This window comes from Chryseobacterium cucumeris (genome assembly GCF_001593385.1).
GTDB lineage: Bacteria > Bacteroidota > Bacteroidia > Flavobacteriales > Weeksellaceae > Chryseobacterium > Chryseobacterium cucumeris.
The window spans coordinates 80,920-105,158 of record NZ_LUVZ01000045.1; the positions used below are offsets into that span (position 1 = coordinate 80,920).

The 24,239-nt window shown below is 36.5% G+C and carries 17 protein-coding genes and 1 pseudogene; 7 read left to right on the top strand and 11 right to left on the bottom strand.

Going from position 1 to position 24,239, the window contains the following annotated elements:
* Positions 1 to 915 (top strand): site-specific tyrosine recombinase XerD, encoded by a 915-nt coding sequence (gene xerD / locus A1704_RS21095; RefSeq protein WP_034692523.1) that lies wholly within the window; start codon positions 1 to 3, stop codon positions 913 to 915.
* The gene (locus A1704_RS21100; protein WP_062675985.1) at positions 912 to 1,424 is read left to right on the top strand and encodes an NUDIX domain-containing protein; all 513 of its coding nucleotides are present in this window, start codon (positions 912 to 914) and stop codon (positions 1,422 to 1,424) included. The genes xerD and A1704_RS21100 overlap by 4 nt, the downstream gene beginning before the upstream one ends.
* 102 nt (positions 1,425 to 1,526) lie before the next feature.
* On the opposite strand, the gene A1704_RS21105 is transcribed toward A1704_RS21100, so the two are convergent.
* The 9 genes and pseudogenes from A1704_RS21105 to A1704_RS21145 all read right to left on the bottom strand — a co-directional run bounded on the left by A1704_RS21105 (position 1,527) and on the right by A1704_RS21145 (position 11,258).
* Complete coding sequence (locus A1704_RS21105) at positions 1,527 to 1,985, bottom strand: heme-binding domain-containing protein (RefSeq protein WP_062675986.1); 459 nt, start codon at positions 1,983 to 1,985, stop codon at positions 1,527 to 1,529.
* Between the two features lie 4 nt (positions 1,986 to 1,989).
* The gene (locus A1704_RS21110) at positions 1,990 to 3,768 is read right to left on the bottom strand and encodes an Ig-like domain-containing protein (RefSeq protein ID WP_062675987.1); all 1,779 of its coding nucleotides are present in this window, start codon (positions 3,766 to 3,768) and stop codon (positions 1,990 to 1,992) included.
* A gap of 25 nt (positions 3,769 to 3,793) precedes the next feature.
* Positions 3,794 to 5,056 (bottom strand): serine hydrolase domain-containing protein, encoded by a 1,263-nt coding sequence (locus A1704_RS21115; RefSeq protein WP_062675988.1) that lies wholly within the window; start codon positions 5,054 to 5,056, stop codon positions 3,794 to 3,796.
* Positions 5,057 to 5,237: 181 nt separating this feature from the next.
* Positions 5,238 to 6,167 (bottom strand): 2-hydroxyacid dehydrogenase, encoded by a 930-nt coding sequence (locus A1704_RS21120; protein ID WP_062675989.1) that lies wholly within the window; start codon positions 6,165 to 6,167, stop codon positions 5,238 to 5,240.
* Positions 6,168 to 6,212: 45 nt separating this feature from the next.
* A pseudogene (locus A1704_RS21125) lies at positions 6,213 to 6,419 on the bottom strand (GxxExxY protein); the annotation flags it as partial.
* 138 nt (positions 6,420 to 6,557) lie between these two features.
* On the bottom strand, positions 6,558 to 7,100 hold the full coding sequence (locus A1704_RS21130; protein WP_062675990.1) for an acyl-CoA thioesterase: 543 nt from the start codon (positions 7,098 to 7,100) through the stop codon (positions 6,558 to 6,560).
* A complete protein-coding gene (locus tag A1704_RS21135) occupies positions 7,088 to 7,840 on the bottom strand; it encodes a hypothetical protein (RefSeq protein ID WP_062675991.1) in 753 nt (250 codons plus the stop codon). Before A1704_RS21135 ends, A1704_RS21130 begins: the two co-directional genes overlap by 13 nt.
* Before the next feature lie 177 nt (positions 7,841 to 8,017).
* Positions 8,018 to 10,135: a TonB-dependent receptor gene (locus A1704_RS21140; RefSeq protein WP_062675992.1), complete on the bottom strand. Its 2,118-nt coding sequence runs from the start codon at positions 10,133 to 10,135 to the stop codon at positions 8,018 to 8,020.
* A 352-nt stretch (positions 10,136 to 10,487) separates the two neighbouring features.
* Entirely contained in the window at positions 10,488 to 11,258 is a 771-nt protein-coding gene (locus A1704_RS21145) for a WG repeat-containing protein (RefSeq protein ID WP_062676122.1), read from the bottom strand.
* Positions 11,259 to 11,545: 287 nt separating this feature from the next.
* Here A1704_RS21145 and A1704_RS21150 point away from each other — a divergent pair, with 287 nt between their 5' ends.
* Both A1704_RS21150 and A1704_RS21155 read left to right on the top strand, forming a co-directional pair.
* Entirely contained in the window at positions 11,546 to 14,329 is a 2,784-nt protein-coding gene (locus tag A1704_RS21150) for a bifunctional aconitate hydratase 2/2-methylisocitrate dehydratase (protein ID WP_062675993.1), read from the top strand.
* Positions 14,330 to 14,644: 315 nt separating this feature from the next.
* Positions 14,645 to 16,912, top strand: coding sequence for an aconitate hydratase (locus A1704_RS21155; RefSeq protein WP_062676123.1), 2,268 nt, complete (start codon positions 14,645 to 14,647; stop codon positions 16,910 to 16,912).
* Between the two features lie 145 nt (positions 16,913 to 17,057).
* Here the strand turns inward: A1704_RS21155 and A1704_RS21160 are convergent, their stop codons facing one another.
* Both A1704_RS21160 and A1704_RS21165 read right to left on the bottom strand, forming a co-directional pair.
* Positions 17,058 to 17,735, bottom strand: coding sequence for a LytR/AlgR family response regulator transcription factor (locus tag A1704_RS21160; RefSeq protein WP_062675994.1), 678 nt, complete (start codon positions 17,733 to 17,735; stop codon positions 17,058 to 17,060).
* The gene (locus A1704_RS21165; RefSeq protein ID WP_062675995.1) at positions 17,728 to 18,747 is read right to left on the bottom strand and encodes a sensor histidine kinase; all 1,020 of its coding nucleotides are present in this window, start codon (positions 18,745 to 18,747) and stop codon (positions 17,728 to 17,730) included. Before A1704_RS21165 ends, A1704_RS21160 begins: the two co-directional genes overlap by 8 nt.
* Positions 18,748 to 18,939: 192 nt before the next feature.
* Between A1704_RS21165 and A1704_RS21170 the strand changes: the two genes are divergently transcribed.
* The 3 genes from A1704_RS21170 (at position 18,940) to A1704_RS21180 (ending at position 24,229) form a co-directional block, all read left to right on the top strand.
* Entirely contained in the window at positions 18,940 to 21,063 is a 2,124-nt protein-coding gene (locus tag A1704_RS21170; RefSeq protein WP_062675996.1) for a TonB-dependent receptor domain-containing protein, read from the top strand.
* Between the two features lie 29 nt (positions 21,064 to 21,092).
* Positions 21,093 to 21,932 carry a DUF5694 domain-containing protein gene (locus A1704_RS21175; RefSeq protein WP_062675997.1) on the top strand — a complete coding sequence of 280 codons (840 nt, stop codon included), beginning with the start codon at positions 21,093 to 21,095 and terminating at the stop codon, positions 21,930 to 21,932.
* A gap of 68 nt (positions 21,933 to 22,000) precedes the next feature.
* Positions 22,001 to 24,229: a TonB-dependent receptor domain-containing protein gene (locus A1704_RS21180; RefSeq protein WP_062675998.1), complete on the top strand. Its 2,229-nt coding sequence runs from the start codon at positions 22,001 to 22,003 to the stop codon at positions 24,227 to 24,229.
* Positions 24,230 to 24,239 lie beyond the last annotated feature (10 nt).

Genomic DNA, 24,239 nt, shown 5'->3' on the forward strand with positions numbered 1-24,239 from the left:
ATGACTTGGGATGAAAAGATCAAAGATTTTGAAATATTTCTTCGTTTCGAAAGAAATTTTTCAGAAAACACGCTCGACGCTTACGTTCGGGACATTAAGAAATTAAAAGATTACGCAGAAGAGGATCTGGAAAACGTCGGTCCAGACTCCATCGGTTACGAAAACCTGCAGGAATACATTTTCAATCTTTCCAAACAGAAATTCAGTGAGAGATCACAGGCAAGATGGATATCTTCCATCAAAGCTTTCTTCAAATTTCTGCTGGAAGATGAATATCGTGAAGACAATCCTGCGGCGTTACTTGAAGGCCCTAAACTGGGACTATATCTACCTGATACTTTAAGCCTGCCTGATATCAACAAAATTATTGCTGCTATTGAGGTCAATACAGATCTTGGAAAAAGAAACCACTGCATCATAGAGGTACTATATGGATGCGGACTTCGTGTTTCTGAACTGATCGATCTGAAGATCTCCAATATCAATTTCAAAGAGCAATATATCAAGGTACACGGAAAAGGAAATAAAACCCGCTTTGTTCCTTTAGCTGATTATACGGCTGATTTGCTTGAAAGTTATATCAAAGAGGTTCGTTCTAAAGGAAAAGTCAATAAGAAATATGAAGATACTCTGTTCTTAAACAGCCGTGGGACTTCTATGTCCAGAGTAATCGTATTTCTTATTATCAAAGAACTTACAGATAAAGCAGGGGTTAACAAAAAAATATCTCCACACACATTCAGACATTCATTTGCAACCCATTTGTTACAGAATGGGGCAGATTTACGTTATATCCAGGAAATGCTGGGACACTCAAGTATTACCACAACGGAGATCTATACGCATCTGAAAACGGAAGAATTAAGGGATGTTATTTTGAGTTATCACCCGAGAAATATTAATATTGCTCAATGAAAATATTGAAATATTGCCCAAGCTGTGGCAAGAAGTCCTTACACTGGGATGGTGAAAAGAAATGGAGCTGTCCGGAATGCGGTTTTACTTTGTATAATAATGTGGCAGGTGCGGTAGCAGTTGTCATCAGATGTGGAGACGAAATTTATCTTACCAGAAGAAACAGAGATCCTAAAAAAGGGAAGCTCGATCTTGCAGGAGGATTTGTCGACCCTAAAGAAAGTGCAGAGGAAACCTGTAAAAGAGAACTTTTTGAAGAACTTCAGCTTGACATCAATATTTCGAACCTGAAATACCTTACCAGCCTTCCTAACATCTATCAATACAAGGAGATTGATTATAATACGATCGATCTCTTTTATGAATACAATGTTTCGGAAAAGTTTGAGGTAAATCTTGAGCTCTCTGAGATTTCGGAAGCAGTCTGGATTCCTTTACAGGATCTGGATTTTGAAGATATCGCTTTCGATTCTCAGAAGAGATTTTTTGAGAGCTATATAAATAAATAATTTTTGTAAAATATTCTCCCGTAGATTTTACAGATCAGGCAGATCATTGTTTAAACAATATGCTTGGTTTGTAAAATCTGCGGGAGTTTTCTATGATAGAAACTAGTAGGTTTTAGTCTTCAACATTTCTTCAAAATACTGAATCAGCAATGCTCTTTCCGCTTCTGAAAGATTGGCTTCTTTATGATAAACAATATAACCCGGCATCGGCATTGTTTTGTTCTGAATGGTCTGAACGGATTTAGTCAGCATATTTTCCTTCAGATCCTTATTATATGTTCCCCAGACAGAAAAATTAAGATGTTCGCGACCTTCATTCACGTGACTCTTCACAGACCATGAAACGGGAGCAATAAAAGCATATTTCGGATAAACCGTTTCATTGGAATGACAGTCATAGCATGCATTTTTAAGCAGCGTTCTGATCTTTTCCGGTGATTTCCTTGCATCAACAAAGTTTACCTTCGTATCCACAGGCTGATTGGTTCTATCGATAGGAAAGAACTGAATCAGGGCAAACGCCACCAATGTCCAGAATATTATTTTCTTAGCGATCTTCATCAACTTACTTTACTGGCGTTAAAACAGCATTTTGAGATTTTAATTCTTTTTTAGCTTCCTGTTTCACTTCAGTCGCAGCTGGTGGTGTTTCCACTACAGGAGTTGCTACAGCGGGCGTAGCTCCTTTAGGATTATCAAGTGTTCTGGTATCCTTCAGATCCCACTCTTCTCTTGTTTCCCATAGACCTCTAATGATCACTTTTTTATAGAAAATATAGGCATCTTCAGCAAAAACATCATTTGCAAAATCTGCTTCATCCCAATATTTATTCCCGTTATTATCTACCAGAATTCTCACAATATATTCTCCAGGTTTCAGGATATCAAATTTTACTTTGTCTCCTTTTATATATCTCTGATAAGCAATTTTATCTGAAGAATCCAGCAGCTGAATCCAATAATTTGTCGTAGGTGCATTAGAAATGGAGAATTCAACACTTCCAAACTGGTCTATCTTGTCAACATCAAAATCGAAACGCTTAGACTGAGTATTTTTTGCATAGAAAGAGGATACGGTTTCTTTAGGTACGGTAAGCTCATAACTTTTCCCCATCACAAAATCTGACTGAACCTGAATCTGATAAGGATTTGTTTCTGAAATTTTCGCAGTAAACGGTAATGTTGTTAAACTGTCTCCTTTCATCTTAAGTGTCCATTTTGAAGGATCGATTTTATCAACGATATAATTGGAAGATATCCTAAAATCTGACTTTGGAGCTAATGATTCACCTCCATTATCACTGTTGAGATCCATGACATTCTTTTTATTGTATCTGTAAAATAAAGACACGCTGTAGGCACTGTCTTTTTTTGGACCTTTATTATGGGTGAATATCAGTTTTTCATTAGCGTCCTGCCCTACATTATCTTTTACCGCATCAAACCAGATTCTTACAGAGTCTGATTTCGGAGTATGGGTTATTTTTACATCTTTCAGTTTCTCATTCAGCGACTGAACTTTTACTTCGTCAGGATTTCCTTCAAAAGTCATCAGAACACCGCCTGAGATTTCTTTCATTTCAACATACTTTACAGCCTTTTTGGAAGGATATACTTTTAAGTTTAACCCTGAAATAGATTTCTCAAAATTGATGGGATCTTTCTGGAAACCTACTTTTTCTTTACCCGGATCATACATAGAATTTCCATTCTCGTCTTCAAAAGCAATAATTTTATATTTCCCAGGAGTCAGATAGTTTAATTCGTAATATCCGTCTTCATCTACCTTTGTGATATAGTAAGGTTTTTTCTTGTAATCCATTGTATCTTTTAGCTGATACAATCCTACCACAAGTTTATTTTCTGCTGTAGTTCCTTCTTTCTTTTTAGTATTGAGAGCATCCTTCACTTCACCGCTGATATAAAGATCGTCCAATTTATCTCCTGTAGAAAAAGCAAAATTGAAATACCTTAGTATATTGGATTCGTTATTATCAACAATTGAGTTTCCAAAATTGAAATTATACGTTGTATTAGCCTGAAGGGTATCTGACCATTGAATCAGAACAAATTTGTTGGCAATATTGGACGGAAGAATCCTCGTTATCCCTTTAATGGGAGGTGAAATAATCAGGTTTTTATTGATATCCTTCAACGTCACATATTCATCAAAATCCAGACGGAGCTGGTGAATATCTCTTTTGACATTAATTCTTGTTGTATCAATGTTTGAACTTAAAAATTTCGGTGCCAGAGTATCTTTAGGTCCTCCAACAGGAGATCCTACTCTTGCACATGAATGTACAAGAAAACAGATAACGAATAATAAAAGAAACCTTTTCATGAAAATGTTTAGGCAAAAGTAAACATTATTCTCCAAAAACTTCCTGTCCGGAATTTAAAGTATCTTTATTGTCATGCATCACCGTATGAAGTTTCTCTTTCTGTAAAGGGAAATCTTCAAATAATCCTGATAATGCAAGAGCTGTATATACTTTGTTTGAATATTTATTTCCAATAGCTACAATGGTAACCTTAGATTTTAAAAGATGGGCAAATACCGAGTTGGTGCCATGCCACCATCCGTTGTGATAGGTCAGCTTCTCGCCATTATCGAATATTTTCATTCTGAATCCTAACCCATAATTATTCATTCCTGCTTTCTCATTGCTGTAAGGAGTAAATACCATCTGCATCAGTTCCGGTTTCAGGAAATTTTTCGAAAACATTGCTTTTGAGAAGTTGTATAAATCTCTTGGTGTAGTGTACACATTTTTATCTCCGTAAATCAGATCAAGTCTGTCTAAAGGATACAACTTATTTCCTCCATAATAGAAAGACTGCGAAGCTGTAGGAATATCTTTTTCCTGGAAGATGTACGTGTTATTCATTTTCAATGGTGTGAAAACCATTTCTTTCATCGCCTGAGGGAAAGGAGTTTTAGTCACTTTCTCAATTAATAAAGCCAATAAAGCAAAATTCGTGTTGCAATACATAAATCCTGTATCCGTATCTCTTGCCAGATCAGGTTTATATTTGATGATCATATTCAATACATCTTCGTTGGTAATAAAAGGCTTGGAAAGTTCTGCCGGAGCAGGTTGTATCTTGGTAATAAAATATTCATATTTTGGAAGACCGCTTCTTTGATCCAATAAAGTCTGAACGGTAACATTCGGATAGGGAAATCCTGGAAAAAACTGCGTAAGGTGATCCGTTAATTTTATTTTTCCGGCCTCTATAAGCTTCATCATGGCCATTGCCGTTAAAGTCTTTGAAACTGAAGCAACGTGCAAAGGTGTATTTTTATCGATTGGCATTTGGTTTCCTTCTCTTCCGAAACCTCTGTAATTTTCATACAGGATTTCATCACCTTTGGCAACAAGAATTCCACCGCTAAGGTCTCCTCCTTCCCATATCTTTTTGTAATACTGATCTATATAACTTACGGTAGTTTGTCTGTTCAAAAGCTGTCCGTCACCTTTTGTAAAAATATCACTCAGATCTACATTTCCATAGTTGGGCAGATTGGTTGTATTTTCAGCCGAAACTTCTCTGGCTTCAGACTTTTTTTTACAGGAAAATATTGATAATAGAACAGTTAAAATAAGTACAAAATTACGCGTCGTCATGAGATTCAAAAATGAGCGGCAATTTAATAAAACTCAAAATAAATAATAAATATGAGGTGGATATTATGAATTATTTAACATAATTGAAATAGAAAAGTAAAATGTTAAAGGGTAAAATCATCATAAAAGGCGGATTTACTTTTTGTATATCCGCCTTTTATATTTTATTTTTTTAAATATCTTAACAATGTGAAGCCACAATTTTATCTACAATAAACTGAGCCAGTTTTTCTTTACTTTGATGGGTCCATCCGGCAATATGGGGTGTGACAATAGCTTTCTCTGATTCAAGAAGATATTTCAGATCTTCATTTTCTGATTCAATGTTCTCAAAGGAAGACTTTTCATATTCCAAAACATCCAGACAAGCACCTTTCACTTTTCCTGATTTCAATGCTTGTACTAAACTTTTAGTTTCAACATTCTTTCCTCTTGCAGTATTCACAAAATAAAATTCTTTTCTCATTTCTGCAATGAATGTTTCATCTATAAGATAATGGGTTTCCGCAGTTAAAGGAATGTGTAAGCTCACAATCTCTGCAGACTGCTTCAATTCATCCAATGAAACCTGTACTGCATATTCATCAGAAAGATCAGGAAGAATATCATGGAAAATCACTTTACATCCAAACCCTGAAAGTCTTTTTGCAGTAGCTTTTCCCATATTACCATATCCAATTAATCCTACTGTTTTCCCCAACAGCTCATCTCCTCTGTTTTCTTCACGTTTCCAGATCCCGTTTTTCACTTCCTGAGAAGCAATAAAAAGTCTGTTCATGATCACCAGTAACATTCCCACTACATGCTCAGCCACAGAATCTCTGTTTCCTTCAGGAGAATTGATCAATTGAATTCCCAGTTTTTCAGCAACGGGTATATCAATATTTTCCATTCCGGCTCCTACTCTGGCAATGAACTTCAGATTCTTTCCTTTTTCCAGAAAGTTTTTGTCTAGTGGAATACGGCTTCTGATAATAATTCCGTCGTAGTTCTCAATTTTATCACAAACCTCATCATAAGACGATGTAAAATCCTCTTCTAAAATAAAATTCTGAGCCAAAAGCTGTTCAGTGATGAGAGGATGGTTTTTATCTAAAAGAAGTATTTTCATAGTTTAAACACAAATGACACTAATTTATTTCACAAATAGCACAAATTATAAAGTACCGTTAATTACTCTCTTAACACCATTTTTAAACTGAAGTGTATTGAAGTTGATCAACATCCCAAGTTTACAATTACTTAGGCGAAGGTAGGTAAGTATTTGCGCTAAATGAATATCCTGTAATGATTCTATAGATTTTATTTCCAGCACAAATTTTTCCTCAATCAAAAAGTCAACTCTATAACCAACATCCATTTTAACCTCATCATAACCCTGCTTCGTAGACTATTTTTGATATATCATTTTCTGAAATATCCATTTTGCTTATTTTTTTCATCTTACTGAGCACAAACCATTTGTGAAAATTTGTGCCAGTCATTTGTGTTTTTTTGTGTTTTATTTTTTGTCTTTCTTAGACTCCTGCGGTTCCTGGAATAGTTTTTTAAGTTCTACAGACTCCAAAGGTTTCATTCTTCCGGAAAGGATCAATGAAAGTTCTTTTCTACGGAATGCTGCGGCAAATCTTTCTTTTTCTTCCTCTGTTTCAGGAATCATTTCCGGAATAGGAATCGGACGGTTGAATTCATCTACTGCAACGAAAGTATAAATCCCGGCATTCGTATGAACTTTTTTCTGATTGATAGGATCATCCAACCATACATCTACATACACTTCCATGGAAGTGGAAAATGCTCTGGAAACTTTAGATTCAAGCACCACAACTCCTCCTTCCGGAATCGGATGGTTGAAAGATACGTGGTTTACAGAAGCTGTAACTACTCTTCTTTCGCAGTGTCTTGCTGCAGAAATAGACGCACAACGGTCCATTTTTGCTAAAAGTTCACCACCGAAAAGGTTTCTTAGAGAATTGGTTTCGTTCGGAAGAACGATATTGGTCATAATAGTCAGAGATTCTGACGCTTTTTTTATTTTTGCCATCTAGTCTTAGTGTTGTTTGGGACAGCCGGGGCAGATTGTTTTACTTTTCCGGCGGGTTTTACTAATGAATCTTTTTTCAAAGAATCTGAAACGGATGTTTCCGGGGTATGTACCATTACTTTCACCGTATCTTTTACAATTCTATGGGTGGAAGTCTGTACTGAAACATTATTGAAAGATTTTTTTCCAAAAAGAAGTTCCTGTTGGGTAAACGCCAGATATAAAATTCCAAGAACCGGAATAACCAGAAGGAAAATCCAAAGAATTGTTTTTTTGAATTTAAAATCCTTTTCGCGATTCACTGTGGTATTTACTTTTTCCCCGTTATTGATATCTGAGAATCTGATTTCTTCCAATCCGTAAAAGTCCGGACGTCCGGATTCTATTCTTTTTCCCTTGAAATGAGTGTGTCCTTCTTCAATGAAGACTGTTCCAAGGTTTTGAATTTCAAGAACCTGTTCGGCCTGAAGTTTTTTCTTCCAAAAATCAGTCTGAATTTTAAGATCACTTTTTGAAGCTTCCAGAGACATTTGTTTTTGTTCTGCAATAAAAGCAGCAAGATCTTCAGTCTGTACTTCGTAATCTATTGTAAACTCAATCTGACTGGCCGGAGGCAGAATGCTTCCGTTTTCAGAATTAATAATTGCCTTAGAATTTTTCAGTGAAAACACCCCAAAGCCTGGAACTGTGGCAGTTCCAAATTGTTTTAAGTATTCTAAAATATATGCTGAAATATTCATTTGGCAGCAAATTTATAACTTTTTCGTGACTTTTTGTAATATTTAATGGATATAAAAAAGACTGCCGAAACAGTCTTTTACTTATTCTGTAGTAAAACAGATATACTGTTATTCAAACTGCTTTTTTTAAGCTTAAAAGGTCAAAACTGTTAAAAAGCAAAAAGGCCGATTTGTCAATTACTGAATTTTCCAGCTCACTCCAAACATAAAATTCGTTCCTGCCTGAGAAAAATAATAAGGCTGCCCATCATAAACAGATCCGTTATTCACATATTTCTTATTGAACAGGTTATTCACCAATAACTTCAATGCAATTTCATTATTGGCAATTTTAAACTGGTACTGAGCATTGAAATCTGTAAGGAAATAATCTTTAAGCTGCAGATTGGCATCTTCGGTATTATCCAGATATTGTTTTCCTACATACTGATTCATTAAAGCAAACTGGAAATTTTTTGTAGGATTGAATTTCAAGCCTAAATTGGCTATAACATTTGGAGAAAATGAAATCTGAGTATTTCCAAGGCTTTTAGGAACATCACCATTCTGAATATTAAAATCCTGATTTCTGTTCTGGCTTAATGTTACGTTACCGGAAACCTCCCATTGTTTGGATAGTTTTGCCAAAGCACCAACCTCAATACCTCTTCTGTAGCTCTTCCCTGAATTTGTTCTGATAAATGCCCCTACGTTATTCAGTTCTCCGTTCAGAACTAATTGGTTCACATAATACATATAATACACATTCGCAGTAAAAGAAACGATTCCGAACTGTTTTTCAAAACCGGCTTCAATATCGTGAAGCTTTTCTGCTTTTACATCATTATTAGCCATCAGATCGTCTCTGTTGGGTTCACGATGGGCGTGGGCGTAAGAAAGGAATATTTTACCTCCGTCAATTCTGTAATTTACTCCAGCTTTTGGATTAAAAAACAGCCAGTTTTTACTTAAATCTGCTCCTTCACCATCACCAGCCGTCAGAATCTTTGTGTTGTAATTTATTTTTCTGAGCTGCAAATCACCAAAGAATTCAAAATTATTCAATCTTAATAAAGCTTTTGCAAAACCAGACACCTCATTCTTTACAGAGCGATTTCTGTAATATTCGCTTTCATCAATCTGAGGAAAAAATACTCCTGTTACATTTCCATAGTGTCTTCCGTAATACTGATTGACCACAGCACCAAAGTTCAAATCTAAATTTTCAAACTTTCCGTACAATGTAGAAACCATTCCGTAGAAATCGTTATTCAGCCATTTTTTTCTGATAAAGTCTGAAGCTTTTATCGTTTCTCCTCCTTCTGTTATATTGGGAAGGTTATATCTTGAAAAAGGATCTCCCTGCTTGTAGTTTTCATAATATCCCTTTCCTTTTGTATAGTGGAACGTGGTTTCCAGATTCCAGCGGTCGTTGAATTTCTGTTCCCAAAGCAACTGATAATGGTTCTGTCTGTAGTTATCCGTTTCATTATCATAGAAACTTACAATATTCTCCCAGTTGGCATCATAAATGGCTCCTGAAATATTGAATTTAGGATCAGTCTCCCAGGTTTTACGATCAATCCCGTTCCATGCCTGATATGTTTTCTCTTTTCCACCAAAAGCCATTAAACGTAATTTCGTGTTTCCTTCTTCAAATAAGGCAGTGAAATTATAAGAATGTAAGTTAGATGAAGCTCTGTCGATGTATCCGTCAGAATGAATATGAGTATATCTTCCCATCACAGAAAGTCGGTTTTTCCAGAATTTCCCTGAGCCAACTTCTGCTGAATATTTATAAGTATTAAATGATCCGTAGCTGTCATCCGTTTTAAAATAAAATTTCTCTTCAGGATCCTTAGAAAGTACGTTAATACTTGCTCCGAAGGCAGAAACCCCATTATTGGAAGTTCCTACTCCTCTCTGAATGACAATCTGTGACGCAGAACTTGTCAAATCCGGAACGTTGACAAAAAAGGTTCCCTGACTTTCAGAGTCGTTGTATGGAACACCGTTCATCATGACATTGATGGCACTTCCTGAAACACCACGAATTCGGAAACCTGTATATCCTACCCCGTTTCCGGCATCTGACGTCGAAATAATGGAAGTTTGATTTTTCAAAAGAATAGGAAGATCCTGTCCCAGATTCTTACTGTCCAGATCTTTCTGTACATTGATGATTTCCTTTGCTACCGGAAGCCTTTTGGTAAAGTTGACTGCTTCAATTTCCCTCACCTTTAGGGAATCTTTATTCTGAGCCTGTATAAAAGCTACTGAGCCTACACTAAGCCCTAAAAAAAATAATCCTTTCATTCTATAAATCTTTAACATTTAATGAATAAAAGGGGTTGAGCAATAATGTAACAATTTTATTAATTTAACAGTCTAGCAATTGGTATATTGTTATACTGTTTCATTGGTACATTTTCAATTCCCTAAACAGCATTACCTGTTCCAGGTTCATTGGGTATAATCTCAGCCTGTTAAAGCACCCCTTTATTTCAGCCGCAAAATTACAAAAAATATATGAACTGCGATCGGGTTACGAGATGCGGGCTTCTGAATATCAGATTACGTGGTAAATAAATAGTTACAGAATGGAAAAAACACTATGAAAAATAGGAGTTATCAAATGAATCATTCATCATTCATCATTTATAATTATTTAGTAAGTTTTGTTGTTGGCGTCTATGTAATAGTAATTGGAACCATCTTTTGTCACTTCAAACATCTTACCGAGTTTCCAGCTGAAATTTCTTTTAATATTGGAATATTCAAACGGAATAATAACTTTATTGTTAACATCAATGATTCCAAATTTATCATTATTGGAAGCAACAATCATTGGATTAGCTACATCATCCCCTTCAAGAATGAACAGATACTGATATTGAGGATAGATCTGATATTGTCTGTAATCTGCGGCATTTACAAATTTTGATTTTTCAATGATTCCGTAAAAACCATTCAGGATATAAGCCTGGAATAACTGTTGTTTATATTCTTCAAATTTACATTTTCCAAAATCGGTATCTTTAAACTGATAGACTCTCTTCCCGGACTTATCTATACGGTAAGAAATCATATTTTTCTCCACCGTAGCATAGTCTTTTGTTCCAAATTTTCTCACTTTTTCATTAGGAGAATTCAGAAGGTTGCAGTCTTCATAAAAAAATACGGCAATATGATATTCCGGCTGGATAATAAATTTCCCGTTCTGATTGACATACCCGAACTGATCTCCTTTTTTCTTAGGAATCAAAACAGGAAGATCTTTGTTGATCACCACCAGATCAGCATTAGGTTTGCTGGCTGATGCTGCTTTTTTAGCCGTGGTTTTCGGTCCTTTCTTCGCAGGGATTTTCTTCACAGATCGGGTCTGTGAGAAAACGAAAATCGAAATAAAAACACATAAAACATTCAGGATATTTTTCATATTCTCCATTTGATTACAAAAATACGACCAAAAATAGATATTATAAAATTCATATTTATAAAGAATCTAAATAATTTCATTCTTATAAAATTGTAAAATTTCGTAATTTTGGGAACATTTTGAAATGTTTGATAATTTTAAAAAACTTTTGAAAAAGTGTAGATTATGCTGACTTTATTCGGTTAATGTTGCATCAAAATGCGAGAACTCAAAATGTCATTAATTGTATTTATACACCCCGGTAAAGAAAAAGCAGGCCTACCTTTAATTTTGAAAGACCTTCTATTATGAGTATTTATAAGGATTACATCAAAGAGATTGAAGAAAGAAAAACCCAGGGGCTTCATCCAAAGCCAATTGATGGTGCTGAATTACTAAGCGAAATCATTGCACAAATTAAAGATTCAGGTAATGCTGACCGACCGGACTCTCTTAAATTTTTCATTTATAACACACTACCCGGAACAACAAGTGCAGCGGGAGTAAAAGCAAAATTTTTAAAAGAAATTATTCTGGGTGAATCCGTAGTAGAAGAAATTTCCCCGGCATTTGCCTTTGAATTATTATCTCATATGAAAGGCGGACCTTCTATTGAGGTGCTGCTGGACCTTGCTTTAGGTAATGATGCAGCGATTGCCAAAGAAGCTGCCAACGTTCTTAAAACTCAGGTTTTCCTTTATGAAGCAGATACGAACCGTCTGAAAGAAGCATTCAACAGCGGAAACGAAATTGCAAAAGAAATCCTTGAAAGCTACGCAAAAGCTGAATTCTTCACTAAACTTCCTGAAGTTGCTGAAGAAATTAAAGTAGTTACTTATATTGCTGGTGAAGGAGATATTTCTACAGATTTACTTTCTCCGGGTAATCAGGCTCACTCAAGATCAGACCGTGAACTTCATGGAAAATGTATGATCACTCCTGAAGCTCAGGAAGAAATCAAAGCTTTACAGGCAAAGCATCCTGATGCAAGCGTTATGCTGATCGCTGAAAAAGGAACAATGGGTGTTGGATCATCCAGAATGTCCGGAGTAAACAACGTGGCTCTTTGGACAGGAAAACAGGCCAGCCCATATGTACCATTCGTTAACATTGCTCCTATTGTAGGAGGAACAAACGGTATTTCTCCGATCTTCCTTACCACAGTAGACGTTACTGGAGGTATCGGTATTGACCTTAAAAACTGGGTAAAGAAAGTTGACGAAAACGGAAACCCGGTTCGTAATGAAAACGGTGACATTGTTCTTGAAGAAGCCTATTCAGTAGCAACAGGAACTGTTTTAACAATCAATACAAAAGAAAAGAAATTATATAACGGCGACCAGGAACTGATCGACCTTACCAAATCTTTCACTCCGCAAAAGATGGAATTCATCAGAGCAGGAGGATCTTACGCGGTCGTATTTGGTAAAAAACTACAGACATTTGCTGCTCAGGTTTTAGGTATTGAAGCGCCGACGGTTTTTGCTCCTTCAAAAGAAATTTCTCATGAAGGACAGGGACTTACTGCTGTAGAAAAGATTTTCAACAGAAATGCTGTGGGAACTACCCCAGGAAAAGTTCTGCACGCAGGATCAGACGTTCGTGTCAAAGTGAATATTGTAGGTTCACAGGATACCACAGGGCTCATGACTGCTCAGGAGCTTGAATCCATGGCCGCAACCGTAATCTCTCCTACTGTAGACGGAGCTTACCAGTCGGGATGTCACACCGCTTCCGTTTGGGATAAAAAAGCTCAGGCTAACATTCCTAAGCTGATGAAATTCATGAACGAGTTCGGACTGATTACAGCCCGTGACCCGAAAGGTGAATACCACGCTATGACTGACGTTATCCACAAAGTTCTTAATGACATCACTGTTGACGAGTGGGCCATCATCATTGGTGGTGACTCTCACACAAGAATGTCCAAAGGAGTAGCTTTCGGAGCAGACTCAGGAACTGTGGCTCTTGCTTTGGCTACAGGTGAAGCATCAATGCCAATTCCGGAATCTGTAAAAGTAACCTTCAAAGGAAACATGAAAGAACACATGGATTTCCGTGATGTGGTTCATGCTACACAGGCTCAGATGTTGAAGCAGTTTGGAGGAGAAAACGTATTCCAGGGTAGAATCATTGAAGTTCACATCGGAACACTTCCTGCTGATCAGGCATTTACATTTACAGACTGGACTGCTGAGATGAAAGCAAAAGCTTCTATCAACATTTCTGAAGATAATACTTTGATCGAATCACTGGAAATTGCAAAAGGCAGAATCCAGATCATGATCGATAAGGGTATGGATAACCACAATAAAGTTCTTCAGGGATTAATTGACAAAGCAAATAAGAGAATTGAAGAGATCAGATCAGGAGAAAAACCTGCTTTAACTCCGGATTCAAATGCTAAATATTACGCTGAAGTAGTTGTAGATCTTGACGTAATTGTCGAGCCAATGATTGCTGACCCGGATGTAAACAATGATGATGTATCCAAGAGATATACTCACGATACCATCAGAGATCTTTCTTACTATGGTGGTGAGAAAAAAGTAGACCTTGGTTTCGTAGGATCTTGTATGGTTCACAAAGGAGACCTTAAGATTGTTTCTCAAATGCTTAGAAACATTGAAAAGCAACAAGGTAAGGTAGAATTCAGTGCTCCTCTTGTAGTAGCAGCCCCTACTTACAACATCATTGATGAATTAAAGGCAGAAGGAGACTGGGAATTATTAGAAAAATATTCAGCTTTTGAATTTGATGATAACGCTCCAAAAGGAGAGGCCCGTGTTGAATATAAAAACGTAATGTACCTTGAGCGTCCTGGATGTAACCTTTGTATGGGTAACCAGGAAAAAGCAGCTAAAGGAGATACTGTTTTAGCAACATCTACCCGTCTTTTCCAGGGAAGAGTAGTGGAAGATTCTGAACGTAAAAAAGGAGAATCTCTGCTTGCTTCAACTCCGGTTGTTGTTCTTTCTGCGATTATCGGAAGAATTCCTAGCATTGATGAGTACAAAGCTGCAGTGGAAGGAATCGACCTTACTACTTTCGTTCCTTCTATTAAAGAATTAACAAGTACAAGCGCTCACTAAGAGATTGATAATAAGTCGCAAGACTATTGAATAACTATATTATTGGAAGATTTTAGTCCTTAAGGATTTAAAATCTTCCAATTTTTTGTTTAGAACGTTTCTATTTTAAGATAATTACGTTTTTTTTTCGATAAAAGCTGGAAAATAAATTCTAATTTTTCTTAAATTGAAAGTTATAAAATCTATTGATTTCAGAATCAAAAACACCCTGTTTATGGATTATAGGAACGTTTTTTGATGCATAGATAAGTGATTTTCTTTTTCAACACAGGGAAAAGAAGCATTAACGGAACAAGAACAAAACTAAAATACGATATGACTTTTGATATTGATATGATCAAAAAGGTGTACGAACGTTACCCTGAAAGAATTGCAGCAGCAAGACAAATCGTGGGAAAACCTCTTACCCTTTCAGAAAAAATCCTTTACACCCACCTTTGGGAAGGAAATGCTACACAAGCGTATGAACGAGGAAACTCTTATGTGGACTTTGCACCGGACAGAGTAGCGATGCAGGATGCTACCGCACAGATGGCACTTTTACAGTTTATGCAGGCAGGAAAAGCTAAAGTGGCTGTTCCTTCTACTGCTCACGCGGATCACCTTATCCAGGCTAAAGTAGGTGCTGATAAAGACTTACAGGAAGGGATCAACAAAAACTCCGAAGTATTCAACTTCTTAAGCTCTGTATGTGATAAATACGGAATCGGATTCTGGAAACCTGGAGCAGGTATCATTCACCAGGTTGTACTGGAAAATTATGCCTTCCCCGGAGGAATGATGATTGGTACCGACTCGCACACGGTAAACGCCGGCGGATTGGGAATGGTAGCCATTGGTGTAGGAGGTGCTGATGCGGTAGACGTAATGGCAGGAATGGCCTGGGAGCTTAAAATGCCTAAACTTATCGGGGTAAAATTAACCGGTAAAATGAATGGATGGACTTCTGCAAAAGACGTGATCTTAAAAGTTGCCGGAATTCTTACCGTAAAGGGAGGTACAGGATGTATCGTGGAATATTTCGGTGAAGGTGCAGAATCTCTTTCCGCAACGGGTAAAGGTACGATCTGTAACATGGGTGCTGAAATCGGGGCTACCACGTCTACTTTCGGATATGATGATTCTATGAGAAGATATCTTTCCGCTACAGGAAGACAGGACGTAGTAGATGCCGCTGATAAAATTGCAGAGCACTTAACAGGTGATGCTGAAGTATATGCTAACCCTGAACAATATTTCGATCAATTAATAGAAATCAACCTTTCTGAACTGACTCCTCACTTAAACGGACCTTTCACTCCGGACTTAGCGACTCCTGTTGCTGAATTCAGAGCTAAAGCTGAAGCTAACGGATGGCCATTAGAAGTGGAATGGGCGCTTATCGGTTCTTGTACCAACTCTTCTTATGAAGATTTATCAAGAGCTGCATCCATTGTAGAGGATGCAGTGTCAAAAGGGGTAAAACCTAAAGCAATCTTAGGAATCAACCCTGGTTCTGAGCAGGTGAAATTTACAGCGGAAAGAGACGGATTCTTAGATTCTTTCAGAAAATTTGAAAACGCAAGAATCTTTACCAACGCTTGTGGACCATGTATCGGACAATGGGACAGAGAAGGTGCGGAAAAAGGAGAGAAAAACTCTATTATCCATTCTTTCAACAGAAACTTTGCAAAAAGAGCTGACGGTAACCCAAACACCCACGCATTTGTAGCTTCTCCTGAAATGGTAGCTGCTGTAGCGATCTCAGGAAGATTGGATTTCAACCCGATTACTGATACATTAACTAACGAAGCAGGTGAACAGGTAAAACTTAACGAGCCTAAAGGTTTCGAACTTCCTTCAAAAGGATTTGCTGTAGATGATAACGGATATCAGGCACCATCAGAAGATGGCTCAAGCGTTGTTGTTAATGTAAGCCCAACTTCAGACAGACTTCAGTTATTGGAAGAATTTCCGGCATGGGATGGTAAAAACATTACCGGAGCAAGAGTATTGATCAAAGCTTTCGGAAAATGTACTACCGACCACATTTCTATGGCTGGACCATGGCTGAAATACAGAGGTCACCTGGATAATATTTCAAACAACATGTTGATTGGAGCAGTGAATGCTTACAACATGGAAACCAATAAAGTTAAAAATGAATTAACCGGTGAATACGGTGAAGTTCCGGCTGTACAAAGAGCTTATAAAGCGGCAGGTATTCCAACAATTGTTGTAGGAGATCAGAACTATGGTGAAGGTTCTTCCAGAGAACACGCAGCCATGGAACCAAGACATCTTGGTGTGAAAGCTGTATTGGTAAAATCATTCGCAAGAATCCACGAAACGAACCTTAAAAAACAGGGAATGCTTGGAATTACTTTCGCTAATGAGGCAGACTATGACAAGATCCTGGAAGATGATGTTGTTAATTTCTTAGATCTTGATCAATTCGCTCCAGGAAAACAACTGACTTTAGAATTCATTCATACCGATGGAACTAAAGATATCATTATGGCCAACCATACTTACAATGATCAGCAAATTGATTGGTTTAAGGCCGGTTCAGCGCTAAATCTGATCAAACAACAGGAAAAATAAGATTAATTGTTAGATTAATTAATAGAAAGGCGGCTTCAACTGAAGTCGTCTTTTTTTATTTCAACTTACTTGGTCTGAACTTGGTAAATATTCTAAACTTTACAGGTTTTAGGAACCTGTTTCAAATGAATATCATGATATTCCATCACTTTAATCTATCCAAAAGGCCTGCCCTATAACTTTCTCCAATAGGAATCTCGTATTCAGGAAGAATCACTTTTTTCGCTCCAATACTTTTGACTTTATCCAGGTTGACGATGAAAGATTTATGAATCCGAACAAATGTTGCAGGAAGCTGGTTTTCCATTGATTTAAGAGTATCCAGAACGATAAACTCATCATTTTCAGTCCGGATATTGACATAGTCTTTTATACTTTCAATATAAAGAATCGTCTGAAAGCCGATACGATGCCTCTGCCCGGAAGATTTTACAAAGAAATGGGTATTTTCTTCCTGTGGAAAAGAAAATCGCTCCTGAGCCTTTAATACACTCTTTTGAAATCTTTCAAATGAAATAGGCTTCAGCAGGTAATCCACTACATTATGCTCATATCCTTCCAAGGCATACTCTGAATAAGCCGTTGTCAGAATATACTTTTGATCAGGTCCTACAATCTTCATAAAATTGATTCCTGTAAGCTCAGGCATCTGAATATCAAGAAAGATGAGGTCGGAATCATTTTTTTGCAGATACTCCAAGGCCAGAATAGGATTCTCTGTTGAAAATACCAATTCAAGAAAGGGAATCTTCTCTACATAATGTTCCAGAAGAGAGATGGCCAGTGGCTCATCATCCACAATGATGCATTTTATCTTATTCATCCCTTAAATCAATTTTTAAGTCTACAATAAATTCCGTCTCCGAATCTTTGATCTCAAGCTGGTGTTTAGGATACAATATTTCCAGTCTTTTTTTCACATTCTGAATTCCTATTCCAGAAACGGTGTCTTTCATTTTCTGTGTTTTAAAATTTAAAAGATAAAAATGCAGCACCTTATCATGATCTGAAATTTTCATATCAAAACCTTTATCACGAAAATCACCATGTTTAAAGGCATTCTCAACAAAAGGAACCAACAGCATGGGTGAGATCTTCAGATGAGGGTGTTGAATATCCTTTTGTATACTCAACAGTTCAGGATTTCTGATTCTAAGCTTCTCCAGCGCAATCAGACTGTCTATATATCCAATTTCCTTATCCAAAGAAATTGAGTCTTTTTCAAGATCTTTGGTGCTGTATCTCAGCAATTGCCCAAGTTCTTCAATGGCCGGAAGTGCTTTATCTGACTTTTGATACACCAAAGAGTAAATATTATTTAATGAATTAAAAATAAAATGAGGATTGATCTGAGTCTTCAGTGCCTGTAACTCTGCCTGTTTTTTTTCAATCAGAAGTTGTTTTTTATCATTTTCAGCAACTCCGTATTTCTCCACGATCCACAAAATTCCGGCAATGAAAACCGTCAGTGAAGCATTGTAAATATTATCTGTCAAATAATATAAAAGTCCGGTATCTTTATTATAATTTCTGAATCCAAGAGTAATTGGAAGCAGTACTTCTTCTATTCCATACCGAATGACACCAAAGCTTAATATAGAGATTAAAAAAACTAAAACTGCAGAATAAAGTTTCTCAAGATTTAATACTTTCGGAATAATAACAAGATACAAAAGATAAAAAGTAGAGATTTCAGTAATAAAATAGGTAAAGTTCAGCACATACGTTTCAAATCCCCTTCGCTCAGGGAAAAAGAAATAAGGCGTAATGTTGTTCCCTATAAAATTGAAACACCAATAAAAAATCTGAAGCCAGATAATTTGCTTTTTATTCATATTCAAATATAAATCACTGTAGCGATACTCCATCTACTCTTTTCGATAAAAACCTGTTTTTTTCCGATGAAACTTTTTTGACACGCATAATGTTGCCCTTCATCTAAATGCTCTTTCCATTCAGAAGCCCTTCCAATACTTTTGTGAGAGAAATTTAACACAACCATTATTTTAATCTGTCATTAATATTCCATGAAAAAAGATTTTTTATTTATAGCTACCTTGATTTGTTCTTTAACAGCAGCACAAACAAAAGACACTATTAACGTCAACAAAATTGAAGCAGTGACGGTGAATGGTAAAAAAGTTCTGGTAGAACGTAAAGTGGATCGTCTTGTTTACAACGTTCAGAACTCAATGCTTTCACAGGGAAGCTCAGGGACTGAGGTTCTGGCGGGAACTCCTTTATTGCAGGTGGATGAAAACAAAGGACTTCTTTCTATTGCCGGAAAGAATGGGGTTTCTGTAATGGTGAATGACCGGATGCTGAATCTTTCCGGATCAGAACTCATCAATTATCTGAGAAATATTCGTTCTGAAAATATTTTGAAAATAGAAGTGATTACGACTCCACCTGCTAAATATGAAGCTCAGGGAAACAGCGGAATTATTAATATCATCCTCAAAAAGAATCAGAATCTTGGATGGAGCGGCTATCTGAATTCCAATTATACTCAAAAAACATATGCCGGTTTCAGCAGTGTGGCAGGAGTAAATTATCAAAACGAGAAGATAAAAGCTTCTGTAAAGGTGACGGGATATGACGGAGATAAAAGATCGGTAGAAAAATATAATATTATCGGCCAAAATTCTTCTGTCAGCAAGGATGACAGAAGAGATATGAATGACGGACTTGGGCTGAATGCCAATTTCGACTATTCTCTTTCTAAAAATTCCAATATAGGATTGGTATACGACATTACAAAAGGACATACCAATATGGATATCAATTCGACACAAAGTTACTTTACAGATGGTACGTCTACTTTGCAAACAGAGACAGATTCAAAGCATCGGTCTCCTTTTACTACCCAAATGCTTAATCTCTATTTTGATCAAAAACTGGGTGAACATAAACTTAGTTTCGGATCTAATTATTATGGAAATTTGCCCGATACTGAAGTTAATTTTACAACAAAAAATCTTGCCACTAATGCCACTCAGATCGTTAGAAATCGCTCTACGGTAGATTATAAAATATACTCCGGACAAGCAGACTTGACTTTAAATTTCAAAAAAATTCAATTGGAAACAGGTACGAAATACAGCCAGTTTTCTAATAATTCAGATATAGAATATTTTAATTTCACCAATGGGAATTATATCATAGATCCGGCAAAGAGTAATCTTTTTGATTATGATGAAAAGAATTATGCAGCTTATATCAGTGCCAGTAAGGACCTAGGTGAAAAATGGTCTGTAAAGGCCGGACTTCGTTATGAATATTCACAAACCAGCGGCTTCTCTCCTACTACGCAATCAAAATCGGAGAATAATTACGGAAAGTTTTTCCCAACAGCTTATGTCTCTTATAAAGCCAATGAAAACAATCAGTTCAGTATTAATTATTCACGAAGAATCAACCGGCCTTACTTCCGGGCTTTAGATCCGTTCCGATGGTATTCTAATCCCAATACGTATTATACAGGAAATCCAAGTCTGCAGCCATCTTTCAATCATAACATCGAATTCAATTATATTTTTAAAAGTAAATTTTCTACCAATCTTTATTATCAGAGAACAACGAATAATTTTGACCAGATTTCCTTTCTGAATGGGATTAACCTTGTCAGTACCTATGAAAACTATTATAGTCAGAATGTTTACGGAATCAATCTCAATTATACGAACACCTATTTCAAAATCTGGGAAAGTAATATCTCTACTTCCTTCAGCTATAATGAAACTCAGATTACAAGATTCAATCTGGTTGCTAAAAATGGACAGTCATTTTATTTTTCTTTGAACAATACCTTCCAGCTGAATAAAGCAAAAACATTCATGCTATTTGTCAACTACTGGAACAATCTTCCTTCCAGAGACGGATATTTTTCTGCGAAAAACAGTGCAAGCCTGGATGCAGGATTAAAGATGAGCTTTGCAGAAAAGGCACTTCAGGTCAATCTTTCAATGAGTGATATTTTCAGACAATCCGGATTGAGGGCTGATATGTACTTTACCGATAACACACAGTCCTTCAACAACTATTGGGATGCCAGAAGAATGACACTCAGCATCACTTATAATTTTGGAAATCAGAAAGTAAAATCAAATAACAGAACGGTGAATTTCGAAGAGAAAAACCGTGCACAATAATAATGTAATAGTAATTAAAAAATAAAATCATGAAAACTTTTATTTATATTTTTCTTGTATTCATGTCTACATCAGTGTTTGCTCAAAAAAAAACTTCCGATTATTTTAAAAATCCAAAGACAAAAGTTTTGGTTGTCGGATCATTTCATTTTGATTACCCAAATCTTGATGCCAATAAAATCAATACAGAAGATCAGATAGATGTACTTTCTCCTAAAACTTCAAATGAAGTCACCGAGCTTGTAGAATATATCAAAAGATTTAAGCCAACAAAAATTGCAATTGAGGCCTGGCCAAGCTGGAATGCTAATCAAAAGCTTAAGGAATACAATGACGGCAAACACCGGGACAAAAGAGACGAACGTTATCAGCTTGCTATGAGAATCGCCAGGGACCTTAAAATAAAAGAACTGTTCAGCATTGATGCGGAATCTATTTGGGATGATCTTCAGAAGAAGTTTGGAAAAAGCGATTCTTCATTTTTTAATACCCTCAGCAAAGAGTATGATTTTAGAAGTAATGATGCAATTTCTCAACAATTTAACAGGTTTTTCAAGAGTTCTGAACCTAAAAATTTCAAATCGCTCTTAGACACTTTTATTTATATGAATTCTAAAGAAAGCCATCAATATGGATATGGGGCTTATCTGAGCGGAGATTTTAAACTGAGAGAATATGATGGTGCAGATATGCTTGCTCTCTATTGGTACAGCAGGAATCTGAGAATGTTCCGCAATATTCAAAACATTCCTCATAATAATGAAGACAGAATTCTTGTTATTGCAGGAAATGGCCATGCGGCTGTATTAAGACAACTTTTTACTTCTTCTGCAGAATATGATTTTATTGAATTTTCTTCATTAAAATAAATAAATTACTGTGCTGACTGTAACAAAATTTATTTTTCATCGTCTAACCGAATAGTAGTAAAAACATTATGAAAAAAACTATATTCGCTTTATCTCTGGTAAGTTCTATGCTGGTTTTCTCTCAGGAAAAGACCAATAGCACTCCTAAAGAGAAACAAATTGAAGGTGTAGTGATCACCAAAACTAAAAAAGCCGTTGAACAAAAGGCTGACCGTACTATTTTTGATTTTTCTGAACAACCTCAGCTCAATAACGGAAACGTTCTGGAAGGAATTAAAAAACTTCCGGGGCTTGTATCTACCGACATCGCAGGGATGATGTATCAGGGAAAAATGCTGGAAGTATATCTTAACGGAAGACCTTTGAACATTACGTCCAATGAACTGAACTCCTTCCTGGAAGGAATGCCTGCCAATTCTGTAGAAAGGATTGAAGTGATTACTCAGCCTGGTGCTGAGTTTCCGGCCACTTCCGGAGGTGCAATTATGAATATCATCACCAACAAAAACGCTAATAAATATTTAACTGCTACCTATTCTGGAAATTATTCTTTCACGAATTATGATAAATTCAGAAGCAGAACCACAAACTCTGTTAACTTAAACGCCAGAAATAAATATTTCGGGTGGCAGCTGAATGTGGGGCAAAATTACCGTGAAAGTATGCTGAATGGTAAGCAGGATGAACTTTTGAACAGCCATACAGATCGATATGCACGCGGATATTTTGCAAAATCCGGATTGACTTTTGATTTAGGACAGGACAGATTATTATTGAACTACGATATTTATCACAACAATAATGATAACTATACTTTAAGTGACGGACATGGAGATCTACCATTCAAGAGAAACCCGAAGGATTTAAGAGAAGCTTTTTACACTTCTTCGGATGTTGCCCATACCAATACCTTGAGACAGGAAGCCGTGGTAACGTATCAGAAACGTTTTGCTGACAAATCTCAAAAACTTGATTTCCAGTTTGGGTATACAAAATCAGACAGCAAGTTTTCTCAGGATAATTATTTTCAGGATGGAACATTTGTAAACTATCCCAATGAACCTCTTGATAGCCCTACCAACGGATTAAAAGATATTCTGAACAATAAATCTGTGATGAATATCGCGAACCTGAAAGTAGATTATGCACAGCCAATCAAACTTCTTGATGGCGGAAAGGTAAGTTTTGGTGGGTTATATGAAAGACAGGATTATGATACGAAAAGTTTTGGCCTGACCAATCTGGAATATCAAAGACAGACAGCTTCTACCTACTTAGAGTTTCAGGCTAAATTGAAAAAATTTGATTTCACATTAGGTTCCCGTGCTGAGAACTATGATATTTCCGGAGTAACAAGATATTTTGATAAAGATGCAAAACTGGTAGAGGCTAATTTAATTCCTTTCAATAAGTTTAAATTTTTCCCTAATGCAAGCGTGCAGTATAACATGATGAATCAGGTTTATATTGCCGCGAATTACAACAGAAAAATCAGTCTGCCGAGTATTTCTGCCCTTAACCCGAACAACGTGACGTTCTCAGGACCCAGTACAGAAGTAAACGGTAACCCGAATCTACAACCTACTATTTTTGATAATTATGAATTGAAAATTTCAGCTTTTGATTATGCATTTATCGGATATAGTGTAAGTTCGGCAAGCAATCAGGTGGCACAGATCATCCGAAAAGACGGAAGAAAACTCTACAACGAGCAGGTGAATATTTCAAATATGAAAATTCACAACTTCAACGTGGGATTGCCGGTTCCTTTTATGATTTTCAGTAAGCCTATGAGTGAGATTATGAAGTTTGATTTCAACCCTGATAAAATTAACTTCATGTACTTATATGCCGGTTATCAGAAACATGAAATTGACAATCTGAATAATAAAGGGTTCTGGATTTTCAATATCATGACGCAAATTCTTTTGCCTAAGGACATCAAAATGACAGCTAATTACAGCTATCTGACACCCAAAGCAGGATATTTCTACTTTACAGCAGAAAAACCGTTCAACAACTCGCTTGATATTACGCTGACGAAAAAGTTTATGAACAATCGTCTGACACTTTCTGTTTTTGCAAATGATATTTTCAACGGACAGATGATGCAGGTACGTTCTAATCCTCCATCAGGAACTCCTGTAATGATCAGCAGTAAATATGATACAAGAAATTTCGGACTTTCTATCAACTACAAAATTCCGACAAGAAATAAACTGGCAAAAGAGGATCCGAATATCCTTAACCAGACTAAAAAAGAGGATAACGGTGGCGTAATGCAGCAGGCACAATAATCCTTTCCAA